The sequence below is a fragment of the Metabacillus indicus LMG 22858 genome, assembly GCF_000708755.2.
In the GTDB taxonomy this organism is placed as follows: domain Bacteria; phylum Bacillota; class Bacilli; order Bacillales; family Bacillaceae; genus Bacillus_P; species Bacillus_P indicus.
In genome coordinates, this window is sequence record NZ_JGVU02000001.1 from 538294 (window position 1) to 557960 (window position 19667).

At 43.6% G+C, this 19667-nt stretch carries 21 protein-coding genes, 1 other RNA gene and 1 riboswitch; of the genes, 14 read left to right on the forward strand and 8 right to left on the reverse strand.

The window, feature by feature from the left end:
- Window positions 1-32: 32 nt before the first annotated feature.
- Entirely contained in the window at window positions 33-164 is a 132-nt protein-coding gene (locus AZ46_RS22420; RefSeq protein ID WP_267881634.1) for a hypothetical protein, read from the reverse strand.
- A gap of 156 nt (window positions 165-320) precedes the next feature.
- Here AZ46_RS22420 and ssrS point away from each other — a divergent pair.
- A non-coding RNA gene (gene ssrS, locus AZ46_RS21370) (6S RNA) lies at window positions 321-508 on the forward strand.
- A 68-nt stretch (window positions 509-576) separates the two neighbouring features.
- On the opposite strand, the gene AZ46_RS02610 is transcribed toward ssrS, so the two are convergent.
- Window positions 577-1251: an SOS response-associated peptidase gene (locus AZ46_RS02610; RefSeq protein WP_029281725.1), complete on the reverse strand. Its 675-nt coding sequence runs from the start codon at window positions 1249-1251 to the stop codon at window positions 577-579.
- Window positions 1252-1355: 104 nt separating this feature from the next.
- Here AZ46_RS02610 and AZ46_RS02615 point away from each other — a divergent pair, with 104 nt between their 5' ends.
- Both AZ46_RS02615 and AZ46_RS22485 read left to right on the forward strand, forming a co-directional pair.
- The gene (locus AZ46_RS02615) at window positions 1356-2156 is read left to right on the forward strand and encodes an AAA family ATPase (RefSeq protein WP_235728194.1); all 801 of its coding nucleotides are present in this window, start codon (window positions 1356-1358) and stop codon (window positions 2154-2156) included.
- Window positions 2157-2289: 133 nt separating this feature from the next.
- The gene (locus AZ46_RS22485; protein WP_029281721.1) at window positions 2290-3087 is read left to right on the forward strand and encodes a peptidoglycan-binding protein; all 798 of its coding nucleotides are present in this window, start codon (window positions 2290-2292) and stop codon (window positions 3085-3087) included.
- 26 nt (window positions 3088-3113) lie between these two features.
- Here AZ46_RS22485 and AZ46_RS02625 read toward each other — a convergent pair whose 3' ends face one another.
- Window positions 3114-3632 (reverse strand): GNAT family N-acetyltransferase, encoded by a 519-nt coding sequence (locus AZ46_RS02625; RefSeq protein WP_029281720.1) that lies wholly within the window; start codon window positions 3630-3632, stop codon window positions 3114-3116.
- A gap of 266 nt (window positions 3633-3898) precedes the next feature.
- Window positions 3899-4087 (reverse strand): YkvS family protein, encoded by a 189-nt coding sequence (locus AZ46_RS02630; protein ID WP_029281718.1) that lies wholly within the window; start codon window positions 4085-4087, stop codon window positions 3899-3901.
- A gap of 185 nt (window positions 4088-4272) precedes the next feature.
- Here AZ46_RS02630 and AZ46_RS02635 point away from each other — a divergent pair, with 185 nt between their 5' ends.
- The 3 genes from AZ46_RS02635 to AZ46_RS02645 all read left to right on the forward strand — a co-directional run bounded on the left by AZ46_RS02635 (window position 4273) and on the right by AZ46_RS02645 (window position 6128).
- Window positions 4273-5139: a patatin-like phospholipase family protein gene (locus AZ46_RS02635; RefSeq protein WP_029281716.1), complete on the forward strand. Its 867-nt coding sequence runs from the start codon at window positions 4273-4275 to the stop codon at window positions 5137-5139.
- A 73-nt stretch (window positions 5140-5212) separates the two neighbouring features.
- Window positions 5213-5863, forward strand: coding sequence for an SDR family oxidoreductase (locus AZ46_RS02640; protein WP_029281714.1), 651 nt, complete (start codon window positions 5213-5215; stop codon window positions 5861-5863).
- Window positions 5864-5933: 70 nt separating this feature from the next.
- Window positions 5934-6128, forward strand: coding sequence for a hypothetical protein (locus AZ46_RS02645; protein ID WP_029281712.1), 195 nt, complete (start codon window positions 5934-5936; stop codon window positions 6126-6128).
- 32 nt (window positions 6129-6160) lie between these two features.
- On the opposite strand, the gene AZ46_RS02650 is transcribed toward AZ46_RS02645, so the two are convergent.
- Window positions 6161-6679: a sigma-70 family RNA polymerase sigma factor gene (locus AZ46_RS02650; RefSeq protein ID WP_051865124.1), complete on the reverse strand. Its 519-nt coding sequence runs from the start codon at window positions 6677-6679 to the stop codon at window positions 6161-6163.
- Between the two features lie 344 nt (window positions 6680-7023).
- Between AZ46_RS02650 and AZ46_RS02655 the strand changes: the two genes are divergently transcribed.
- The 7 genes from AZ46_RS02655 to AZ46_RS02685 all read left to right on the forward strand — a co-directional run bounded on the left by AZ46_RS02655 (window position 7024) and on the right by AZ46_RS02685 (window position 14752).
- Window positions 7024-7611, forward strand: a complete 588-nt coding sequence (locus AZ46_RS02655; RefSeq protein WP_029281709.1) for a cell wall hydrolase — start codon at window positions 7024-7026, stop codon at window positions 7609-7611.
- Between the two features lie 120 nt (window positions 7612-7731).
- Entirely contained in the window at window positions 7732-9207 is a 1476-nt protein-coding gene (locus tag AZ46_RS02660; RefSeq protein ID WP_051865179.1) for a spore germination protein, read from the forward strand.
- Between the two features lie 25 nt (window positions 9208-9232).
- A complete protein-coding gene (locus AZ46_RS02665) occupies window positions 9233-10339 on the forward strand; it encodes a GerAB/ArcD/ProY family transporter (RefSeq protein WP_029281705.1) in 1107 nt (368 codons plus the stop codon).
- Entirely contained in the window at window positions 10326-11399 is a 1074-nt protein-coding gene (locus AZ46_RS02670) for a Ger(x)C family spore germination protein (protein WP_029281703.1), read from the forward strand. Before AZ46_RS02665 ends, AZ46_RS02670 begins: the two co-directional genes overlap by 14 nt.
- A gap of 63 nt (window positions 11400-11462) precedes the next feature.
- Window positions 11463-12791: a polysaccharide biosynthesis protein gene (locus tag AZ46_RS02675; protein WP_029281701.1), complete on the forward strand. Its 1329-nt coding sequence runs from the start codon at window positions 11463-11465 to the stop codon at window positions 12789-12791.
- Window positions 12792-12864: 73 nt separating this feature from the next.
- A riboswitch (purine riboswitch) is annotated at window positions 12865-12966 on the forward strand.
- A 150-nt stretch (window positions 12967-13116) separates the two neighbouring features.
- Window positions 13117-14310 carry a NupC/NupG family nucleoside CNT transporter gene (locus AZ46_RS02680; protein ID WP_029281699.1) on the forward strand — a complete coding sequence of 398 codons (1194 nt, stop codon included), beginning with the start codon at window positions 13117-13119 and terminating at the stop codon, window positions 14308-14310.
- 79 nt (window positions 14311-14389) lie between these two features.
- Window positions 14390-14752: a hypothetical protein gene (locus AZ46_RS02685; RefSeq protein ID WP_029281698.1), complete on the forward strand. Its 363-nt coding sequence runs from the start codon at window positions 14390-14392 to the stop codon at window positions 14750-14752.
- 240 nt (window positions 14753-14992) lie between these two features.
- Here the strand turns inward: AZ46_RS02685 and AZ46_RS02690 are convergent, their stop codons facing one another.
- Window positions 14993-15547, reverse strand: a complete 555-nt coding sequence (locus AZ46_RS02690; RefSeq protein ID WP_029281696.1) for a GNAT family N-acetyltransferase — start codon at window positions 15545-15547, stop codon at window positions 14993-14995.
- A gap of 323 nt (window positions 15548-15870) precedes the next feature.
- Here AZ46_RS02690 and AZ46_RS02695 point away from each other — a divergent pair, with 323 nt between their 5' ends.
- Entirely contained in the window at window positions 15871-17775 is a 1905-nt protein-coding gene (locus AZ46_RS02695) for a heavy metal translocating P-type ATPase (RefSeq protein WP_035318989.1), read from the forward strand.
- A 41-nt stretch (window positions 17776-17816) separates the two neighbouring features.
- On the opposite strand, the gene AZ46_RS02700 is transcribed toward AZ46_RS02695, so the two are convergent.
- A complete protein-coding gene (locus AZ46_RS02700) occupies window positions 17817-18014 on the reverse strand; it encodes a hypothetical protein (protein ID WP_051827047.1) in 198 nt (65 codons plus the stop codon).
- A 102-nt stretch (window positions 18015-18116) separates the two neighbouring features.
- Window positions 18117-19439, reverse strand: a complete 1323-nt coding sequence (locus AZ46_RS02705) for a short-chain fatty acid transporter (RefSeq protein WP_029281691.1) — start codon at window positions 19437-19439, stop codon at window positions 18117-18119.
- Between the last annotated feature and the right edge of the window lie 228 nt (window positions 19440-19667).

Consider the following 19667-nt stretch of genomic DNA (forward strand, 5'->3'; position numbering starts at 1 on the left):
CCGCCCGTTTTGCGGGCGGGGGACTTGCTGATTTATGGCTTATTTGTCTGGTGGTTTGAAACGGGTGACTTGTTTGCCTTTGGCTTTAAATTTTTCAGCCTGCTTTTAATGTAATCCTTGATCATGTCGCGTTTGCGCTTCAGGCGCTTATCACGGTTTTTCATGCGAATCACCATCCCATGCAGAAGAATTACGTGCACACTTCTATTATAACCCGGATTTGCATTGCGCGACATGGCAGTCTTGTATTTTTTATATGCGCATTGCCCCGAAAAAAACTTGCCGGTTGACCAATCGGCTGTCATGATGTAATATACTACTACAAGCTGCATTGTGCGTAATGATAATTAAGTTTTAACCTTTAAGCTGTAATAGGGAGTTTTACATCGCACCCGGAATGTCATGCCTCCATTTGCAGAGGAAGACAGGAAGGCTGCTGCAAACACCCACTTTGAGAAGTGGTGGTTTAAAACTTTCTTACGTGACTTACGGCAATTGTGGCTTCTATTTTTACCATTAAAACCAGTTCCTGTCTCAGGAACTGGTTTTTTGCTTATTTAAAGAAGTATGCAAACCTCAGCAAATCTCCTGAATCAGATGCGGCCCATTATTTTTAACTGAATTCACCTCAGAAGAGACTTCAAAAGCCTCCATTTGAGCTTCGTCAAAAGGTTTTAAAAACTGTCTTAAATAGTCCGGATCAGTATGCTTCGGGTTCAGCCAGCTTGATTCGTCCTCTTCTTTAAGGATCACAGGCATTCTGTCGTGGATTGTGCTCATTAGCCTGTTTGGCTCTGTTGTGATAACAGAGCATGAGTGGACGACTTTGCCCTCTTTCGACTTCCAGGATTCCCACAGCCCTGCCATTGCGAATGGCGCACCTGATTTCAGCTTTATCCTCATTGGGGTTTTTGTCCCTTCTTCACGCTTCCATTCATAAAATGAGTCTGCAGGAATGATGCATCTTTTTTTCATAAAGGCATTTCTGAAGCTTGGTTTCTCAGATAGCGTTTCGGCTCGTGCGTTAATGGTTTTATAGCCGATTTTTTCATCTTTTGCCCACGGCGGGATAAGACCCCACCGCAAGTAGCCCATTCTGTTTTGCTTTCCGTCGTTAATAACGGCTGCAACATGCTGCGAGGGGGCAATGTTGTAGCTTATGACGTATTGATCTTCCTCTATGGCTGCGCCAATCTGAAACCGTTCTACAAGTTCTGCGTATTCAGCAAAGAGCGTGTATCTTCCGCACATGGGGGACCGCCTCCTTTTATATGAAAATGATACCGTTATCATTCCCTCTTAGACAATAAGAAAACCGTTATCGTATAATGAAAGAAAGCATGAGCGGGAGGGGATTGCAGCTGGTCCATTTAAAAAGAGTACATTATACTGCGGGTCATCAAAACGGGGGATATCCTTATCATCTTCCTCTCTTTAAAGAATCTTTTGAATTATCCTTTGAAGCACCGGTCACTATCCTTGCGGGAGAGAACGGCACGGGTAAATCCACACTGCTTGAGTCGATTGCCCAGCATGCGGGCCTCATCAGGATTGCTTCTGAGGAGGAACAGGATATGAATGCTGAAATCAGAGCATTCACTAACCACCTTAAGATTACCTGGAGAGCAAAAACGAAAAAAGGCTTCTATTTGAAAGCAGATGATTTTCTGACATATGCGCGGAATGTGTCCAGAATGAGAGCTGAAGCAGAGAAAAGGGTTGAAGAAGTGGAGGAGGAATACCGGGGGAAATCCATTCTCGCGCGTCAGCTTGCTGCGTCACCTCACAAAAAAGCGATGGCGGAAATTCAGTCCTTATATGGAAGGGGACTTGATAACAGGTCCCACGGTGAGAGATTTTTATCTTTTTTTCAGTCCAGATTCCGGCCGAATGGCTTTTATCTTCTGGATGAGCCTGAAGGGCCGCTTTCTCCTATGAAGCAGCTGAGCTTCATCAGTATGCTGAAGGATATGACGGATGAGGGCTCTCAATTTGTTATTGCCACGCATTCGCCGATATTAATGGCATTTCCCGGTGCCATTCTTTACTCGCTTGATGAGTACCCGGTTTTAAGTGTTTCCTACGATGAACTGGAGCATGTGAAGATGACAAGAGATTTTCTGAACGCACCTGAACGGTACCTTAGACACTTATGAGACATTTGTCGAAATAGGCACTAATCATTGCCATTTTTCTAGTTCAAATGCTTTGTTTTTACCTCATTGCACCTGTAATTCCAGGTTTTTGTCGAATAGTGTTATGTATAATCACTTTTCGAGGAGGAACACAATGAGGAAAAAGCTTATGGGATTAATTGGAGCATCAGTACTTGGCGTCAGTGTCATGTTTCCGCTGAGCGGGGAAGCTGCACTTGGTGACAGAACCCTTGCAGAAGGAATGAGCCATTCAGATGTGAAAGAACTTCAGGAGCATCTTTTATCAAAGAGTGTTTATCCTTATTTTGAGGAAACAGGCTACTTTGGCCCGATAACTAGAGAAGCGGTAAAAGATTTTCAGGAGAAAAGCAGAATCAAAGTGGACGGAATTGCCGGCCCGCAAACGCTGCAGAAAATAAAAGTGCTTCGCTACGGCGATATGGGAAAACCGGTTACAGATCTTCAGCTCTTACTGAAGGAATGGGGTTTTTACTCAGGCATTGCTGACGGCATGTATGGAAACGGAACCAAAAATGCAGTGGCAAGCTTCCAGCAGAACTACGGTCTTGGAAGCGATGGAATCGCCGGACCGAAAACCTTTGCAAAACTGAAGCAGAGATCATGCGGTGTTTCCGGAACAGTTAAAGAGCTCTCTGTTACGAGTACAGCATATACAGCATCGTGTGAAGGATGTTCAGGCGTGACGAAAATGGGTGTTGATCTGAACAAGTATCCGGAAGCAAAAGTGATTGCCGTAGACCCAAACGTTATACCAATCGGTTCAACAGTCGAAGTTGAAGGCTACGGAAAAGCAATTGCCGCTGATATCGGAGGAGCAATAGACGGAAATAAAATCGATGTTTTCATCGCCAGTCAAAGCAGTGCTGTTAACTGGGGAAGAAAAACGGTAAAGATTAAAGTGTATCAATAATTGTACATAAAAAAATCCGCTGTCTTTCAGCGGATTTTTTCTGTTTTTAACGCCAGTGTCATATAAAGCTCATCAACGTATTCTCCGTCTACCTTTAAAGCATTCGCATACTCTCCGTACTGGACAAAGCCGAGAGACCTGTATAAGGCGATGGCCCCTTTATTTTCAGCTCCCACTGCAAGGTCTGCTTTTTCAATAGCAGGGTTTTCTTTTATGCGGTCCAAAAGATACGTTAGCAGGCTTTTTCCCGCGCCGTTTCCTCTGGCAGAAGGGGATATGTACATGCTCAGGATCTGTCCTCTGTGTTTCATTTTATGAAGAGGCTCCTGCTTGAACGCGGTTATGCCGGTAAGCTCCCTGCCGGAAAACGCCCCTGCAATGAATTGAGAGCCGGATGGCCTGATTTCATCCATCAGTTCTTCAATTGATTTTTTCTTTTCAATTTCATAGGCAGAGGCAAAATGAAACGGCAGCTCCTCCAGTGCCTGCAGACGCAAACTTCTGTACTGTTCAGTGTCTTCCAGTGTCAGCAAACGGAAATCCATGGCGGTCACCTCATTTAGTCGTTACAGAGTAGTATTGGTTAAAAAGAGCTTCCTCATGAGCTCAAGCATAAAAAACAGCCTGAAAGAAAAAATTCTTCCAGGCTGCAAATTTTAAAGAGAAAAGATAGTATATCATTTTTGTGCTGTTGTAAAGCTCCAGCGCCTAACTCCTCGGCCAGAACGGATCCGGCGTAAAAAGCAACCCCGGCTTTTTACGCCGGATCCTTTTCTGTCCTTCGGAGCTGAGCAAGGCGCTTCCGCATTTCTTAGTGCAGTTGTTCTTTCACGATTTTATAATTTTTATGATTGACGACCGTACGTCTTTCAAGATCCAAATCACGGAAATTCTCCATATACGTCAAGTCTACAATCACTGAATTTTCATTAACTTTCTCTACGATTCCGCGTAAACCGTCTCTGAATTCAATCACATTGCCTACTTTAGCGATTTTCATTTCCTCTCTCCTTCTCTATACAGATCCCCCATTAGGACTATTTAACATTATTTTTACAGGTAAGTAAAGGCTTTCAGGCAAAATTGTGCAAGAATTTCGAAAAAACAGGCAGGCAGATTGGATGAACAGCAAGTGCCGAACATGTTATAGTAGTATAAAATCAGCATGGAAAGAGGCGGATCAACGTGGTTTCATCAGGACTTGTCCTAGAAGGGGGAGGCATGCGCGGTGTTTACACCGCAGGCGTGCTTGAATATTTTATGGAAAAAGAATTATATTTTCCTTATGTCATTGGAGTTTCTGCCGGGGCATGTATGGGCGCTTCTTACGTCTCCAGGCAAAGGGGAAGAAACAAAACAGTAAACATCGAGTATGTCAGCCACCCCCGCTATTTATCGCTCGGAAATTATATCAGACATAAGCAGCTGTTTGGAATGGATTTTATATTCGATGAAATCCCCAATAAGCTCGTGCCTTTTCATTATGATGCTTTCTTAAAAAGCAATCAGACATTTATAGTAGGAACAACGGATTGTGTGACGGGAGAAGCTGTCTATTATGATAAAAAAGACGCCGGAATGGACATTCTGACGCTGCTCCGGGCATCAAGCTCCCTTCCGTTTATCGCTCCCATGATTGAGTACGGGGGCAGAAAGCTGCTTGACGGAGGAATTGCCGATTCCATTCCGGTTAAAAAGTCTGAAGAGGACGGAAATGTGAGGAATGTGGTCATCCTTACGAGAAATGCAGATTACCGGAAGAAAAAAAGCAGCATGGAATGGATGGTCAGACGTTCATTTAAACAGTACCCGCTCCTTGCAGATGCGATGCTCGCCCGCTACGAAAAATACAACAGCACACTTGATTATATTGAAGAACAAGAGCAAAAAGGGAACGTATTTGTAATTAGGCCATCGCAAAAGCTTGAAGTGGACAGAATCGAGCGAAATCCTCTCAAGCTAGAAAGACTTTACAATCAGGGAATAAAGGATGCCGAAAAGCAGTTCGAACAGCTGACGGACTGGCTCAAACCCCATCACGTTCTAGTCTGAACAGTTTCATTGTTTAAACCTCCCTATACCCGGGAAAAGTACAAGCATACTACTTATAAAGGTGTTGGTTGGAATGAATGTACTTATAGCTGGAGCAAATGGAACAACAGGAAGACTTTTAATAGAACAAATTGCAAAAGAGGGCGAGCATCGGGCGATTGCCATGGTGCGCGATCCGAAACAGGAGCCGGAGCTTGAAAAGCTTGGGGCCCAAACGGTTGTCGGTGACCTTGAAGGTGACGTTTCGCACGCCGTACATCTTGCCGATGCGATTATTTTTGCAGCGGGCTCAGGGTCAAAAACAGGACCTGATAAAACAATTTCAGTTGATCAGGAAGGAGCCAAAAACCTGATTGATGAAGCTAAAAAGCATGGAATCAAACATTTTGTCATGCTCAGTTCGATGGGGACAGACAACCCGACGGCAGGACCATCAGATATGGAGCAGTATTTCATGGCAAAAGCCATAGCGGATGAGTACCTGCGAGGTTCAGATTTGTCCTATACAATCGTAAGGCCCGGCGCACTTACGGACGAACGCGGCACAGGCAAAATCGAAGCTGCGGATAAAATTAATCAAAATGAAGGAAGAAGCATTCCAAGAGAAGATGTGGCGGCTGTCCTTATTGCAGCCCTTACAAAAGATGAACTTAAAAATAAGACATTTGAAATCCTCTCAGGGGAAACGGAGATAGATGAAGCTCTGTCAAAAGTGTATGCATAAAGGCGCTGGACAAGCGCCCTCCTCCTTAGTAAACTTGCAATGATAAACGAACAGGAGGAATCAGGTTCTTATGGATAAGCAGCTCGCAAATGAAGTACTTGACTCGCTGAAGAGCGGGGAAATGAATGAATATCATGTACAAAAGGATTCATTTCTCCCTTTTCGCGAAGTTCTTGTTAAACGGGACGATTTCAAGCATTTCCGCGGTATTGCCCAGCAGGGCGGAAATGTTGTATACAAATATCTCGAGACCCCAAGAAGCTGAAAAAGCCGTCGCGCAAGACGGCTTTTTTTTGCTTATTTTGGCTGAACCCAAAATCTCTCTTTCCATTCTTCAGCACTCAGAGATCTGAGCTTCTTAACTGCGCCTCTTCTCCATGATTTGACACTTGCGGGAGTGGTATTTTCACTTGCGGCAATTTCACTGATTGTTTTTTCCTTCAGGCAATAGGATATCATCCAGATCTGCTGATGTTTGGTGAGGATGTCGCAGTTCGCCAAGATCATGGCTTCCATATCCTTTAAAGTTGATGGATCATCGGAAATCATCATGTGTTCCATCAAATCTGATTCGGTCAAATCCTTGTTTTTATTTTGCTTATTCATTTCATTCAGCATAGAGCCTTTAATACTTGTATAAAGGTACGTTTCAAATGATCCCTTTTCCGGATCATATGTTTTTGAAGCTTTCCAAATGGCAATAAGGCCTGCCTGATAAAATTCATCATGGTTACGGGTAATGCACAGCTTTTTAATATTGTGGTAAATCATTGGCTTATATTGTTTCTCAAGTTCTGAAAACGTGAAATCGTCCATGGTGCATCCATTTCTGAAGGGAGCGCTCTCTCAAGGGTATTCCGCGGTATCTTCATCATAGGAAATGGCTGCCGTCCGGTAAAATGCCGATACCGGCGAAATCATGCAAGAACAGAGACGGATGTGAACCGGATTCCTCTGTGATGTGCGGGGAATGAGGAGAATGGCATGACCATTAAAGGGGAAATGCCCTAATTTCTTTGGTGTGGAACCGGATTGGATGTATTTCCAGTTTTTTGGCAATGAAGAGCGTAAATAAACCTGTTAGGCTTATATATGTGCTTCACAGATTAAAATGTTCATCCGGCAAATTTGGATGCTATACAACTGGAGGTCTACATCATATGAAAAAATTAGCGTTCTTTACTTTAATTTCAGCGATGACTGTATCCCTATTCGGCTTCGAAAAGGCACAGGCTGCAGAAGGCCATAAAGTGCAGCACGGCGATACACTTTGGCTGATTGGAAAAAAACACGGAGTTTCTGTTAAAGATATTGAGTCTTTAAATCATAAAAGCGGACATTTATTATACGTTGGGGAAGAGCTTCAGATTCCTCAATCAATTTCAGATAAAGAGAAGGATCTGCTTGAACGCATTGTTCATGCTGAAGCAAAAGGTGAACCATATGCAGGCAAAGTGGCAGTTGCAACGGTCGTTTTAAACCGGGTAGAAGATGAGCGTTTCCCGGACTCTATCACAGATGTTATCTATCAGAAGGTATCAGGCATTTATGCATTCTCTCCTGTAGAAAACGGTGCAATTAACGAGCCGGCAGATGAAGAATCAAAAGAAGCTGTTCAGGAAGCGCTCGCTTATCAGGGAATGGACAATGAAGCTGTCTACTTCTACAATCCTGTCACGGCCGAAAGTGACTGGATCCGTTCAAGAGAAATTACGCTTACAATTGGTGACCATGTCTTTGCAAAATAAATTTTCTTCACTCCTTTCCTAAGCGGAAAGGAGTTTTTTTGCTCATTCGAATAAATCCTGCCGGGGGAGGAAATATAAGGGAAAGAATGAGCATGAAACGTGGTGAGACAAATGAACGAGATGATGAAGGAAAACGGAAAACCAAAACAATCGATGGCTGAACTGATCACCTGCTTTAAATCGTCATCTGATTTTGTTCAATTTGAGCACGATGCAAAAGAGCTGAAATTCTGGATTTCCTACATTAGGACAGTAGTGGATCCGACACTTTTGCATGAAAGTATATTAGGGCCGCTGCTTAAGGAAAAATGGACGAGTCTGCTTCAGCTCAAAGAGATTGTGCCAATAGAAGAAGTCATCATAACGATCGATACAGATGTTATATCAGAAAAGCTGCTTGAAGGGTATGTCATTATTTCCATGACAGAATACGGGACGCCCTGTGCGCTTCTTAGATCAACCCTGAATAAAGCAAGGGATATTTCTCTCCCTGAAGTGGAGTTCAGTGTAGTAGGGCCAAAGGAAGCCTTTGTCGAGGCGCTCGAGTTTAATATAAATCTTATCCGCAAACGGATACAGGTGCCGCAGCTGCGTGTTAAAGAACTGCAGATAGGTGACTTGTCAAAAACCAAAACAGCGGTTCTTTATATTGATAATATTGCAGATGAAGAAAACGTCAACACGATTATACAAAGACTGAAAAACATCCATTATGATCAGATTGGCGACAGCGGATATGTGGCGCAGTTCATATCTGACAACCATAACTCGCCGTTTCCGCAGGTGCTTGATTCTGAAAGGCCTGACCGGGTTGCAGCCGTACTCGCTGAAGGGAAGGTAGCTGTAGTTGTCGACGGATCTCCTCAGGTTCTGATTGGACCGACGACGCTTATCGAATTTTTCTCATCCTTTGAAGATTATTATTTAAACTGGGTGCTTTCATCCTTCTTCAGGCTTATAAGAGTTTTTGCGGTTGCCTTCTCCATATTGGTTACACCGGTATATGTAGCAACTCTGACTTTTCATTATGAACTGATTCCAAAAGATTTGCTCAGCACACTAGTAACATCCAGGAGAGAAATTCCGCTGCCTCCTATATTGGAAGCTCTCTTTCTCGAGCTGACAATTGAACTATTGAGGGAAGCAGGGGCAAGGCTCCCTACGAAAGTCGGCCAGACAATCGGCATCGTGGGCGGGATCGTTATCGGGACGGCTTCTGTTGAAGCGGGTCTTACAAGTAATGTCCTGCTTATTATCGTTGCCCTGGCAGCCCTCGCTTCTTTTACAACACCTGTTTATAAAATGGGCAATACAATCCGGCTTCTAAGGTTTCCGTTTTTACTTTTTGCGCAGGTATACGGGCTTTTGGGCATTGTATTGTGCTTTTGTTTTCTGGCGGCCCATCTTCTCAGGCTTACATCGCTCGGCCGTCCGTTCCTGGTGCCGATTTTCCCTGCAAGAGCAAGGGATTTGAAGGATGCGATCATCAGGTTTCCATTTTCAACATTAAGCAAAAGACCGCTTGCTCTCAGAACGAAAGAACCGGACAAATTCTCATCGAAACAGGCAAAACAGAAACACGACATTGACGAGTAGACTGCACAAAGGAGGTGTCCCGGACTTGAAAAAAATTGCCGAACGCTATCAGGTTTCGCCCTATATGGTTTTCTACCTGATACACGCCCTGCAATTCGGTGTAGGTGTACTCGGGTTTCAGCGCTTTATTTCTCTTGATTCCGGGCACGACGCATGGATTGCTGTCCTAGGATCAGGGCTTGCAGTCCATATCGCAGTGTTCTTGATCTATCAGATACTTAAAGATCAAGAAGGCAACATTCTTGATGTGCAGAAAAAGCTTTTTGGGAAATGGATAGGAAATGCTCTTAATGCTGTGGTCATCATTTACTTTACCTGTCTTGCCACCAATGTACTAAGAACGTTTATTGAAGTCATCCAGGTGTGGATGTTTCCAGACTTAAATGTCTGGCTCTACAGCTTCCTCTTTCTCGTCCTCGCTTATTACATATTAAGCGGCGGATTCAGGGTGGTGGCCGGCATCGCTTTTTTTGGGGTCGTTCTTCCCAGTTATTTAATTCTGACCTATCTTTTCACACTTAAATTTGCGAATTTTAACAATCTGATGCCGATATTTGACCACTCATTAACAGATTTATTAAAAAGCACAAAAAACATGTCTCTGACTGTTATTGGATTCGAAGCGCTGTTCATGTACTATCCGTTTATAAAAAACCCCGAAAAATCAAAAAAGTGGGCTCATATAGGTATAGCAGTAACAACCCTTCTCTATTTGATCATCATGCTGTTCAGCATTATTTACTTCAGTGAAGAACAGCTGCAGAAAAATGTGTGGGCAACCCTTACAATCTGGAAAATCGTTGAAATGCCGTTTGTAGAGAGATTTGAGTATATAGGCATCGCAAACTGGAATCTTGTCATTCTTCCAAATGTCTGTCTCACGCTTTGGTGCGCAAGCAGGGGAATGAAGCAGCTGATTAAAATTAAGCAAAAATACACGATCCTTATCGTTCTTGCTGTCACCTATGCCGGGATCAACTTCATGAATAGCCGTGAGCAGATCAATACGCTGAATTCATTTCTGGGGGAAGTCGGATTTTACGTTTTTATAGCCTATATTCCAATGCTTTATTTATGCACTCTTATATACAGGAAACTAAAAAAAGGGGGCAAAAAAAGTGGAAAAGCGTAAATGGCTGATAGTTCTTATTCCGCTGTTTTTGACAGGCTGCCTTGAAAAAGAAATTCTTGATGATGTGAACATTATTACAGTCGTCGGGTATGACATGGAGAGCTCAGACAGGATGAAAGGCACGGTCATTATTCCTGTTTACACACAGGATGCCCCCGTCGAAAGCGAGATTATTGAGGATACGTCCTCTACAGAAGTGAGCAAAGACATTCTGACCCATCTCCAGCGGAAATCATCTGATCCGCTTGTGCTCGGGAAGATATCGGTCGTCATATATTCAGAAGAGGTTGCAAAAAAGGGGATTACAAATCTTGTGGACACGCTTCAAAGGGATGCCAGCGTAGGCTCAAGGGTTTATCTCACTGTCGGCAGGGAGAATGCAAATGAAATCATGAAGTCGGAGTTTGGAAACAGAGGAGCGGCACCTTATATTTCAAATTTGATTAAGCATAACATTGAAAATCGGGATGTCCCCAAAACAAATCTTCATATTTTTCTGTATGATCTGTATTCAAATGACTCCGATCCGTACTTGCCGATATTAAAGAAAAATGAAGCAGGTTCTGTTGAAATTGATGGCCTCGCCCTGTTTAAAGAAGACAAAATGATCGGTGAAATTCCTAATGAAAAATTGTTCTTCTTTAAACTGATTGCTGATAAATTTACAGAGGGATCCTATGCTTTAAAGCTTCCGGACAAGAACCAGGTAGCTATTAAAACGATTTCTTCAGACAGGAAAGTGAAGCTTGATAAAGCTGACCCTTCAAAGATTACGATAGATGTAAAAATTAACGGCTTTGTCCAGCAGTATACCGGCAAAATGATTACGCCAAAAATTAAAAACCAGATGGAAAAAGCGTTTGAGAAGGTGGTTGCTGAAGAGTCGCTTGAGCTTATTGAGCAATTTAAAGAACAGAATGTCGATCCATTAGGATTGCACGATATTATCAAAAGCAAAGTAAGAGGATTTACTCAAAAAGACTGGAAAGAGACCTACCCTGAGCTTTCCGTGAAAATTAAGCCATCTGTCACCATCACAGAAACAGGCGTGATCGAGTAAGCGCCCTAAATACTAAAATAATTTCATGCCTTGTCTCATATCCTGTTAGCAGGGGGGAGCAGCATGAATTCTTTTTTTAAAGGAACATTGTTATTAATCGTCGCAGCCTTTTTCAGTGAATGCATCGAATTCTTCGTCAATATGATTCTTGCGAGGGAGCTTGGAGAAGAGGGCATGGGAAGGTATATGTCCATTTTGCCTGTTATCTTTTTGGTGATTGTTCTGGCAAGTCTTGAGCTTCCCATTTCAATTTCAAAATACATAGCAGAAAATAAGAAAGTCCTTCACTACAGCATGCTGCAGCATGCCCTGAAAATGACGGCTGCCGTCACATTCACCGTATTGGCAGGGACTTATATCCTCTTTACGGCCACACCGCTGCTGGATGGCTTTCATCCCGCAGTCAAATGGCTGTTTATCGGCCTCATCCCGATTGCCTCATTTTCATCCATTGCCCGGGGATACTTTATGGGTGTGCAGCAGATGGGGAAGATCGCGGTGTCCAATTTTCTGAGAAAAGCCGTCCAGTTCACCGTTCTGCTTTGCGTTTTCTCTGTATTTAACTTTAGCCAGCAGGCGCTTCTGATTGCTCTGTGTGCTTTTATAGGCAGCGAATTGATTGTCTTTCTCTACCTGACAAGCATGTTCATGATTCACATGCATGCACTCAGGCGGGGGAGCTTTACTCCAATTACAGGAACAGAAGCCCGGAAAAAACTGCTTTCTGTCTCCCTGCCGACAACAGGCTTGAGAATTTTTCATGCGATAACAAATGCCATCCAGCCTTTTCTGATTCAGACAGCCCTTGTGGCCGCCGGATTCGGGGCAGCAGCCGCAACAGAGCATTTCGGCATGCTGACTGGCGTTGCGATGTCGATTGGTTTTTTTCCGGCATTTATTGCCCATTCTCTTATGATCATGCTTATACCGACTGTTTCGGATGCTTATGCTCAAAAGGATACGAAAACATTGCGCAATCTTCTGCAGCAGTCCATGTCCTTTACTATGCTTTACGGGGTTCCGGCGGTTTTCATTATTTATCTGTTTGCTGAGCCCCTGACAAGTCTTTTCTTTTCATCTGATCAGGCAGCCTTTTATTTGAAACTGCTCTGGCCGTATTTCCTGTTTCACTTCTTCGTCATCCCCATGCAGGCTTATTTAATAGGTCTCGGGCTTGTAAAAGATGCTTTTTATCATACGCTCTGGTCGCATATCGTTTCGTTTGCGATGATGTTTTTCCTCGGTTCGAGAGAGTCGCTTCATATGACCGGCATCATACTCGGCATGAACACGGGCATTGTGCTCCTGACGTTCATGCACTATTTTACAATCTGCGAGAAAATAGGCATTACCGTGTGGCTGACAAAAAGAAGAGACAATGTTTACCGATGATTCGAAATAAACTTTCTAGTCTGCAAATAACGGAGCGGGTTGAAAAAGTCCTGTGTCCAACGTAAAATACAGAAATAACTTCATACGTTTTCCTTATATAATCATGGAGATATGGTCCATAAGTTTCTACCTGGCAGCCTTAAATTGCCGGACTATAGGGAAAGTAAGAACGGATCGTCCATTTATTGAGGCCATTGTTCAAGCTTTCTTTGTAGAGAGATGAACTGCGGTCTCTTTTTTTTTGGTAAAGAGGTCAGACATCCGACCGCCGAAATGATTCGCTAAGGAAAACGGCTGTTGATTACGAAAAATGGGGGCATACAACTTGAGCATTTTATATGGAATACTATCACTTGCAGGCATTCTGTTTCTTGGCTGGCTCCTCAGCAGCAGCCGCAAAAGCATTAACTGGAAAACGATCGGCATCGGACTATTGCTTCAGACTGTTTTTATCCTGTTTGTCCTTAAAGTAGAGGCAGGGGCCTTTATCCTTGAAAAAGCAGCTTTAGGCGTTCAGAAAATGATTGATTTCAGCTCTGAGGGAATTCAATTTGTATTCGGAGGATTCTACGGGGAAGAAACGAACATTACCTTTGTTTTTGCCATTAATGTTCTTGCAGTGATCATTTTTATTTCTGCCCTTATATCCGCACTTTATTATATGAGAATTATTCCTTTTGTCGTAAGAATCATCGGCCTTTCAATCGGCAGACTGCTTGGGACAACAAAGGTTGAGACGTTCAGCGCTGTCGGCAACTCATTTCTTGGCCTTGTCGAAGCGCCGCTTCTTGTCCGTCCTTACTTGAAGGATCTGACCCGTTCGGAGCTGTTTGCCGTCATGGTAGGCGGAACCGCATCTGCCAGCGGAGCCATTCTTGTCGGATATTCGTTAATGGGCATTGAGATGAAGTATTTGCTGATTTCGGTTTTCAGCGTTCCGTTTGTTTCTTTGATAACAGCCAAACTTCTTGAACCTGAGACAGAAGTTTCAAAAACAAATGACAATGTGATGATGGAAAAAACGAAGCATGCCAACGTATTTGAGGCCATTGCAGAAGGTGCAGTGAGCGGAGTGTCGCTAGCACTTAATATCGGGGGACTGCTGATTGCTTTTATCAGTATTCTTGCCCTTGTCAACGGGGGACTTGGACTTCTTGGAACGAACCTGTCCGAAATTTTCGGGTACGTATTTTATCCGCTTGCCCTGATGATTGGCGTTCCGTTTGATGATGCATTTAAAGCGGCTTCCATTATTGGAACAAAGCTGTCAGTCAATGAATTTGTCGCCTTTATGGATTTAAGCAAGTCGATGGAGGAGCTTTCGCCTAAAACAACAGCCATCCTGTCAATAGCGCTATGCAACTTTGCCAATCTTTCTTCAATTGGACAGCTGATTGTCGGACTGGGCTCGCTCGAACCTTCAAAACGCCCGCTCGTTTCAAAGCTCGGATTCAAGGCAATTATCGGCGGGACACTTGCAAGCTTCATCACAGCTGTGTTTGTGGGCATGTTCATGTAAAAATTGAAAAGGACAATTTCTAAAGAGGAAAAAGGTGCGTAAAGTTAGGAAGAAGTAACTCCAGGCAGGAGGTTTTAATATGGGAATCAAAACCATTAAAATTTCAGTGCTGTACCTGGCTGCCGGGCTGTTTCTCGGTTTGTACATGTCCATGGCCCATGATTATGTGCTTGCGCCGGTTCATGCACACGTGAATCTTCTCGGTTGGACGACGCTGACCATTGCGGGTATTCTGTATTATTTATTTCCTGAGCTGACGGACCACTTTCTTGCGAAGTCTCATTTTTGGCTGCACAACATCGGCCTGCCATTAATGATGATCGGCCTGGTGTTTGCTGTATCGGGAAACAGCAGCCTGCTTTTCCTGACCATCGCCGGTTCCTTTGCAGTTGTCGCGGGTTTGTTATGTTTTGTATGGAATGTGCTGGTCAATTTAAAGTAGAATGGAAAAAGGAAGCAAACTGCTTCCTTTTTTTGCTGTTCAGCTTTTGTATGTGAATTCCTGAAGTTTACCTGATCCGCTGCATGAACGGCATGTCCGGGATAAGGGAAGAACAGAATGGATCTTCACCTTGCCTGACCCGCTGCAGCTTCTGCAAACAACAACTAATGCCATCAAGCGTTCACCTCGCCAAGAAAATAGATAGAAACCACTATCTATTTTGGGAATCATGAAGAGGTATTATACATTTTTCAATGAAAATGACAGCCATTCTTCGCGCAGCATGCCCATCTTAATGGCATCATAATAAACGCCATTGTAATATCGGCACTTCCTGATCCTGCCTTCTTGCCGCATGCCTGTTTTTTCTGCCACCCTGATCATTCTTGTATTTCCCGACCAAGTGGATAAGCCAATCCTTATGAGCTTGTATTTTTCAAATAAATGCCGGACCCAGAGCTTTAAGGCCTCTGTGCCTGCTCCCCTGTGCCAGTCGGACGGCTCGTAAATGACGATCCCGACCTCAAGCCAGTTAGAAGGCTGATGCTCCCAGTAGTATGTCACCATTCCAATCAGGCGTCCGTTTACTTCAATATACATTTTATTTGAATACAAATCTTTTGCTTCTCTTTTTTTCTCCTTTTCAAAATCTCTTCTTGTCATAAAGCCGACAGGGAAATAGGGAGCGTCCCATTTCTTCCACTCTGGATCTTTTTCACCGTATATAAACTCCCATAATATAGGGATATCATCATGGTTCAGCCTTCTGAGAAGGACATTTTTTCCTTGAATCATACCATTATCCCGCCTCCTTTCTTCCTTTTTTCTCCACGTTTTACTGGAATCCTTTTCCAAAGTGAAGTTTTTTTAAAAAAAAGACCGGTTATCGGAACAATTTGCCTTAATTCATTTCCGGTGGGAATACGATTCAAATGATAATAATTATTAAATAGAAATAATAATAATTTTTAGTTGAGTTTCGGTGACATTTTGCTATAATAGAACATACACTAGTTCAAAACCTTTATATATAGGTTACTGTTGCTGCTCTGAGGGCAGCATTTGTGTTTTATACAGAGAATGATGATGATTATGATTCTCAATTAAGGAGGCTTACAATGAGCTTAAATGAAAATGCGATTGAACATGGCGGGAAATCAGTGATTAATAGAATAAAAGAAAACGGCGAACTTATAGCGGCACTTCTATCGGGATTGCTGATCCTTTGCGGATGGCTCCTGCAGACACAGCAGGGAGACACCCCATTTACAGCTGCCCTGTTTATATCGGCATTCATTATAGGAGGGTATGCAAAAGCGAAAGAAGGCATTGAAGAAACGATTGAAGACCGCAAGCTGAATGTTGAACTTCTGATGGTTTTTGCAGCCATCGGATCAGCACTTATCGGCTATTGGGTAGAGGGAGCCATTTTAATTTTTATCTTTGCGCTGAGCGGTGCACTCGAAACGTTTACAATGAACAAAAGTGAAAGAGAACTTTCTGCACTCATGGAACTTCAGCCGGAAGAAGCGTCACTGCTGAAAGACGGAAGAGAAATACGAGTGCATGTGTCAGAACTCAAAGTAGGAGACAGAATTGTTGTCAGACCTGGTGAGCGGATTGCAACAGACGGGGAAGTGGTCTCAGGAACAACAAGCATCGATCAGGCAGCGATAACCGGTGAATCCATTCCGGTCGAGAAAAAGACGGAGGATACCGTCTATGCAGGAACCGTTAACTTGAGCGGTTCCATCACAGTAGCTGTTACAAAAAACAGCGATGAAACACTTTTCAAGAAAATTATTGAGCTTGTGCAATCCGCACAGTCTGAGAAGTCACCATCCCAGCTTTTTATTGAACGATTTGAAGGCACGTATGTAAAAGGTGTTCTTGCGGCAGTTGCCCTCATGATGTTTGTGCCTCATTACCTGCTTGACTGGAGCTTCAGCGAAAGCTTTTACCGCGCCATGGTCCTGATGGTCGTTGCGTCGCCATGTGCTCTTGTTGCATCCATTACACCCGCAACACTGTCTGCCATTTCCAATGGAGCCAGAAACGGACTCCTCTTCAAAGGGGGCGTTCATTTAGAGCGCTTGAGCAAATTGAAGGTCATCGCTTTTGATAAGACAGGGACTTTGACAAAGGGAGAACCGCAAGTAACAGACGTGATGATCCTAAAAGAGATGAATGAGACAGATGTTCTGTCTGCAGCAGCTTCAATTGAAAAACAGTCAAATCATCCCCTGGCAAAAGCGATTGTCAAGCATGTTGAAAAAGAATATCCTCATGTAGAGACTGGTATGGCTGAAGTTCAGGAGCAATCAGGGTTTGGTGTGAGCGCTGTATGGAAAGGCGGTACATGGAGTATCGGAAAGCCTGACCAGAATGAACCGCAAAACAAGCTGACTGAATTTGGACTGAAAAAGGCACAAGAAGGGAAAACAGTCGTTTATGTAAAAAATGAGGAGACTCTTGCAGCCGTACTTTGTCTTCAGGATGGCTTAAGACATGACGCTGTATCGGCTATACGGGAACTAAAAGAAGCAGGAATCCATACCGTTATGCTTACAGGAGATAATGAATCTACGGCAAAATCAATTGCTGAAGCTGCAAATGTGGATCAGTATGTGGCGGAATGTCTGCCTGATGATAAGGTGTTTGAAGTGAAAAACCTCGGAAAAACATACGGACAGACCGCCATGATCGGCGACGGCATTAATGATGCCCCAGCCCTTGCAGCGGCTAATGTCGGCATTGCAATGGGGGAAGGCACGGATGTGGCACTTGAAACAGCAGATGTCGTTCTGATGAAAAATGACCTGACAAAGCTGAAAAAAGCGATTGAGCTTTCTAAAAAAATGGACCGGATCGTGAAGCAGAACATCGTCTTCTCCATGTCTGTCATCGCCCTGCTTATTTGTTCAAATTTTCTTCAAATCCTTGATTTGCCCCTTGGCGTCATAGGACATGAAGGCAGCACAATCCTTGTTATATTAAATGGTCTCCGCCTTTTGAAGGCATGAAAAAACGGACGAATTATTTTCGTCCGTTTTTTTGCGGAAAATTACTGTTCTCCGGCCGGTTCTTCATCCGGCCGTCTGCTTACGATGACGTAAGCGGATGAAATGCAGATAAAGCCAAGAATCCAGCCAATGAGCGAGCTGTAATAAAACCAATCTGTTAATTGAATAAAGATAAATGGCGAAGCAAAACCGGCAAGACATAATAGCAGGACTATTCTGCGTTTCATCCATTTCAGCAATGCGAACATCTCCTTAACTGGGTAAGAACATACTCCACCATTCATTATACATAAAAACATGTGCTGTGAAAAATGTGCATCCATCTTTAAACAATCGATCCCCTAGAGAAAGAAAAATCCAAGTGAAATGATGACACCGCTGATAAGGAGCACAAAAACGCAGTAGCCCATAATGTCTTTTGCTTTTAAACCTGCTATGGCAAGAGCAGGAAGCGCCCAGAACGGCTGAATCATATTCGTCCATGCATCACCCCAGGCAACGGCCATCGCGGTCTTTGGCATGGATACATCGAGTGCTTTGGCAGCTTCAATCATAACGGGTGCCTGTACCGCCCATTGTCCGCCGCCGGATGGGACAAAGATATTAACAAGTCCCGCACTCCAGAATGCAAGAACCGGGAATGTCTGCTGATTTGAAATGGAGACGAAGCCTTCTGAAATGACCGCAGCGAGTCCGGATGTGACCATCATCCCCATAATGCCTGCATAAAACGGAAACTGAATGATGATTCCAGAAGTGCCTTTAATGGCTTCTGCCACAGCATTCAGGAAATTCCTCGGAGTGCCGTGGAACAAGATGCCCAAAAATAAAAACATGAAATTTACTACATCCAGGTTCAGCAGAAATCCATTCTTCATAAAATAAGAAATAAGGTAGATCAGGCCCATTATGCCAATGACCATTGAGATGATTTTGCTGTTTTCAGCCTTTTCAGCCGGAGTGTGAGAGGCAAACTCGAGCGAAGCAGCTTCAGCGCCTGTCTCATTCAAAAGAGCAGGATCAATTGATATCGTCTCCTCTTTTCCCGGCATCATCAATCTGTTAACAAGCGGGAGTGCGATAAACAATACGGCAACAATGATCAGGTTGAACGGGGCAAAAATGGTTTCGGATGTCGGAATCAGTCCAATCAGATCCTGTGCAAAATGCCCTTCTGTTGCAATCGTCAGCGGAACAGAGCCTGAAATTCCTCCATGCCAAATAACAAATCCGCTGTATGCGCTTGCTATCAAAAGACGGTAGTCAACATTTGTTACCTTTTTAGCTAGCTCCTTAGCAAAAAGTGCTCCGATGACAAGGCCGAAACCCCAGTTGATAAAGCTTGCGATCATCGATACTGCCGTTACATAGACGATGGCCTGACCGGGTGTTCTAGCCGCGGAAGCCATTGCGCTGAGTCCCTTTTTAAAGAGGGGGCTGCTTGCGAGAACGTGGCCTGTTACAAGAACGAGCACCATCTGCATGGCAAAACTGAGCAGTCCCCAAAATCCTCCTCCCCAGAATTCCACCATTTGAAGAGGGGTGGACGGCGTAAAGATAAGACCAAGGAAGAAAACGGCAAGAGTTAGAATAATGACGAATAAATACGGGTCGGGCAAGTAGCGCTGCATAAGCCTGTTCGACAGTGAAATGACTGCTTTCATTCGTTTCCCTCCAATTTTAGTTCTTGTGTGCACTAAAATGTATTCGCTTTCAATGCGCAATCTCCTTTTTTACACCAGATTCTATGATGAGGTTTTAAAATGATGATAAACTAGTTAAAGAGTATGTATGTTGATGACAAATAAATAATCATTTGTTGTATTTACACAATATAGAAAATAGTGTAATATTACACCACGAACACAAATGATTGCTTTTCTGTGAAACGT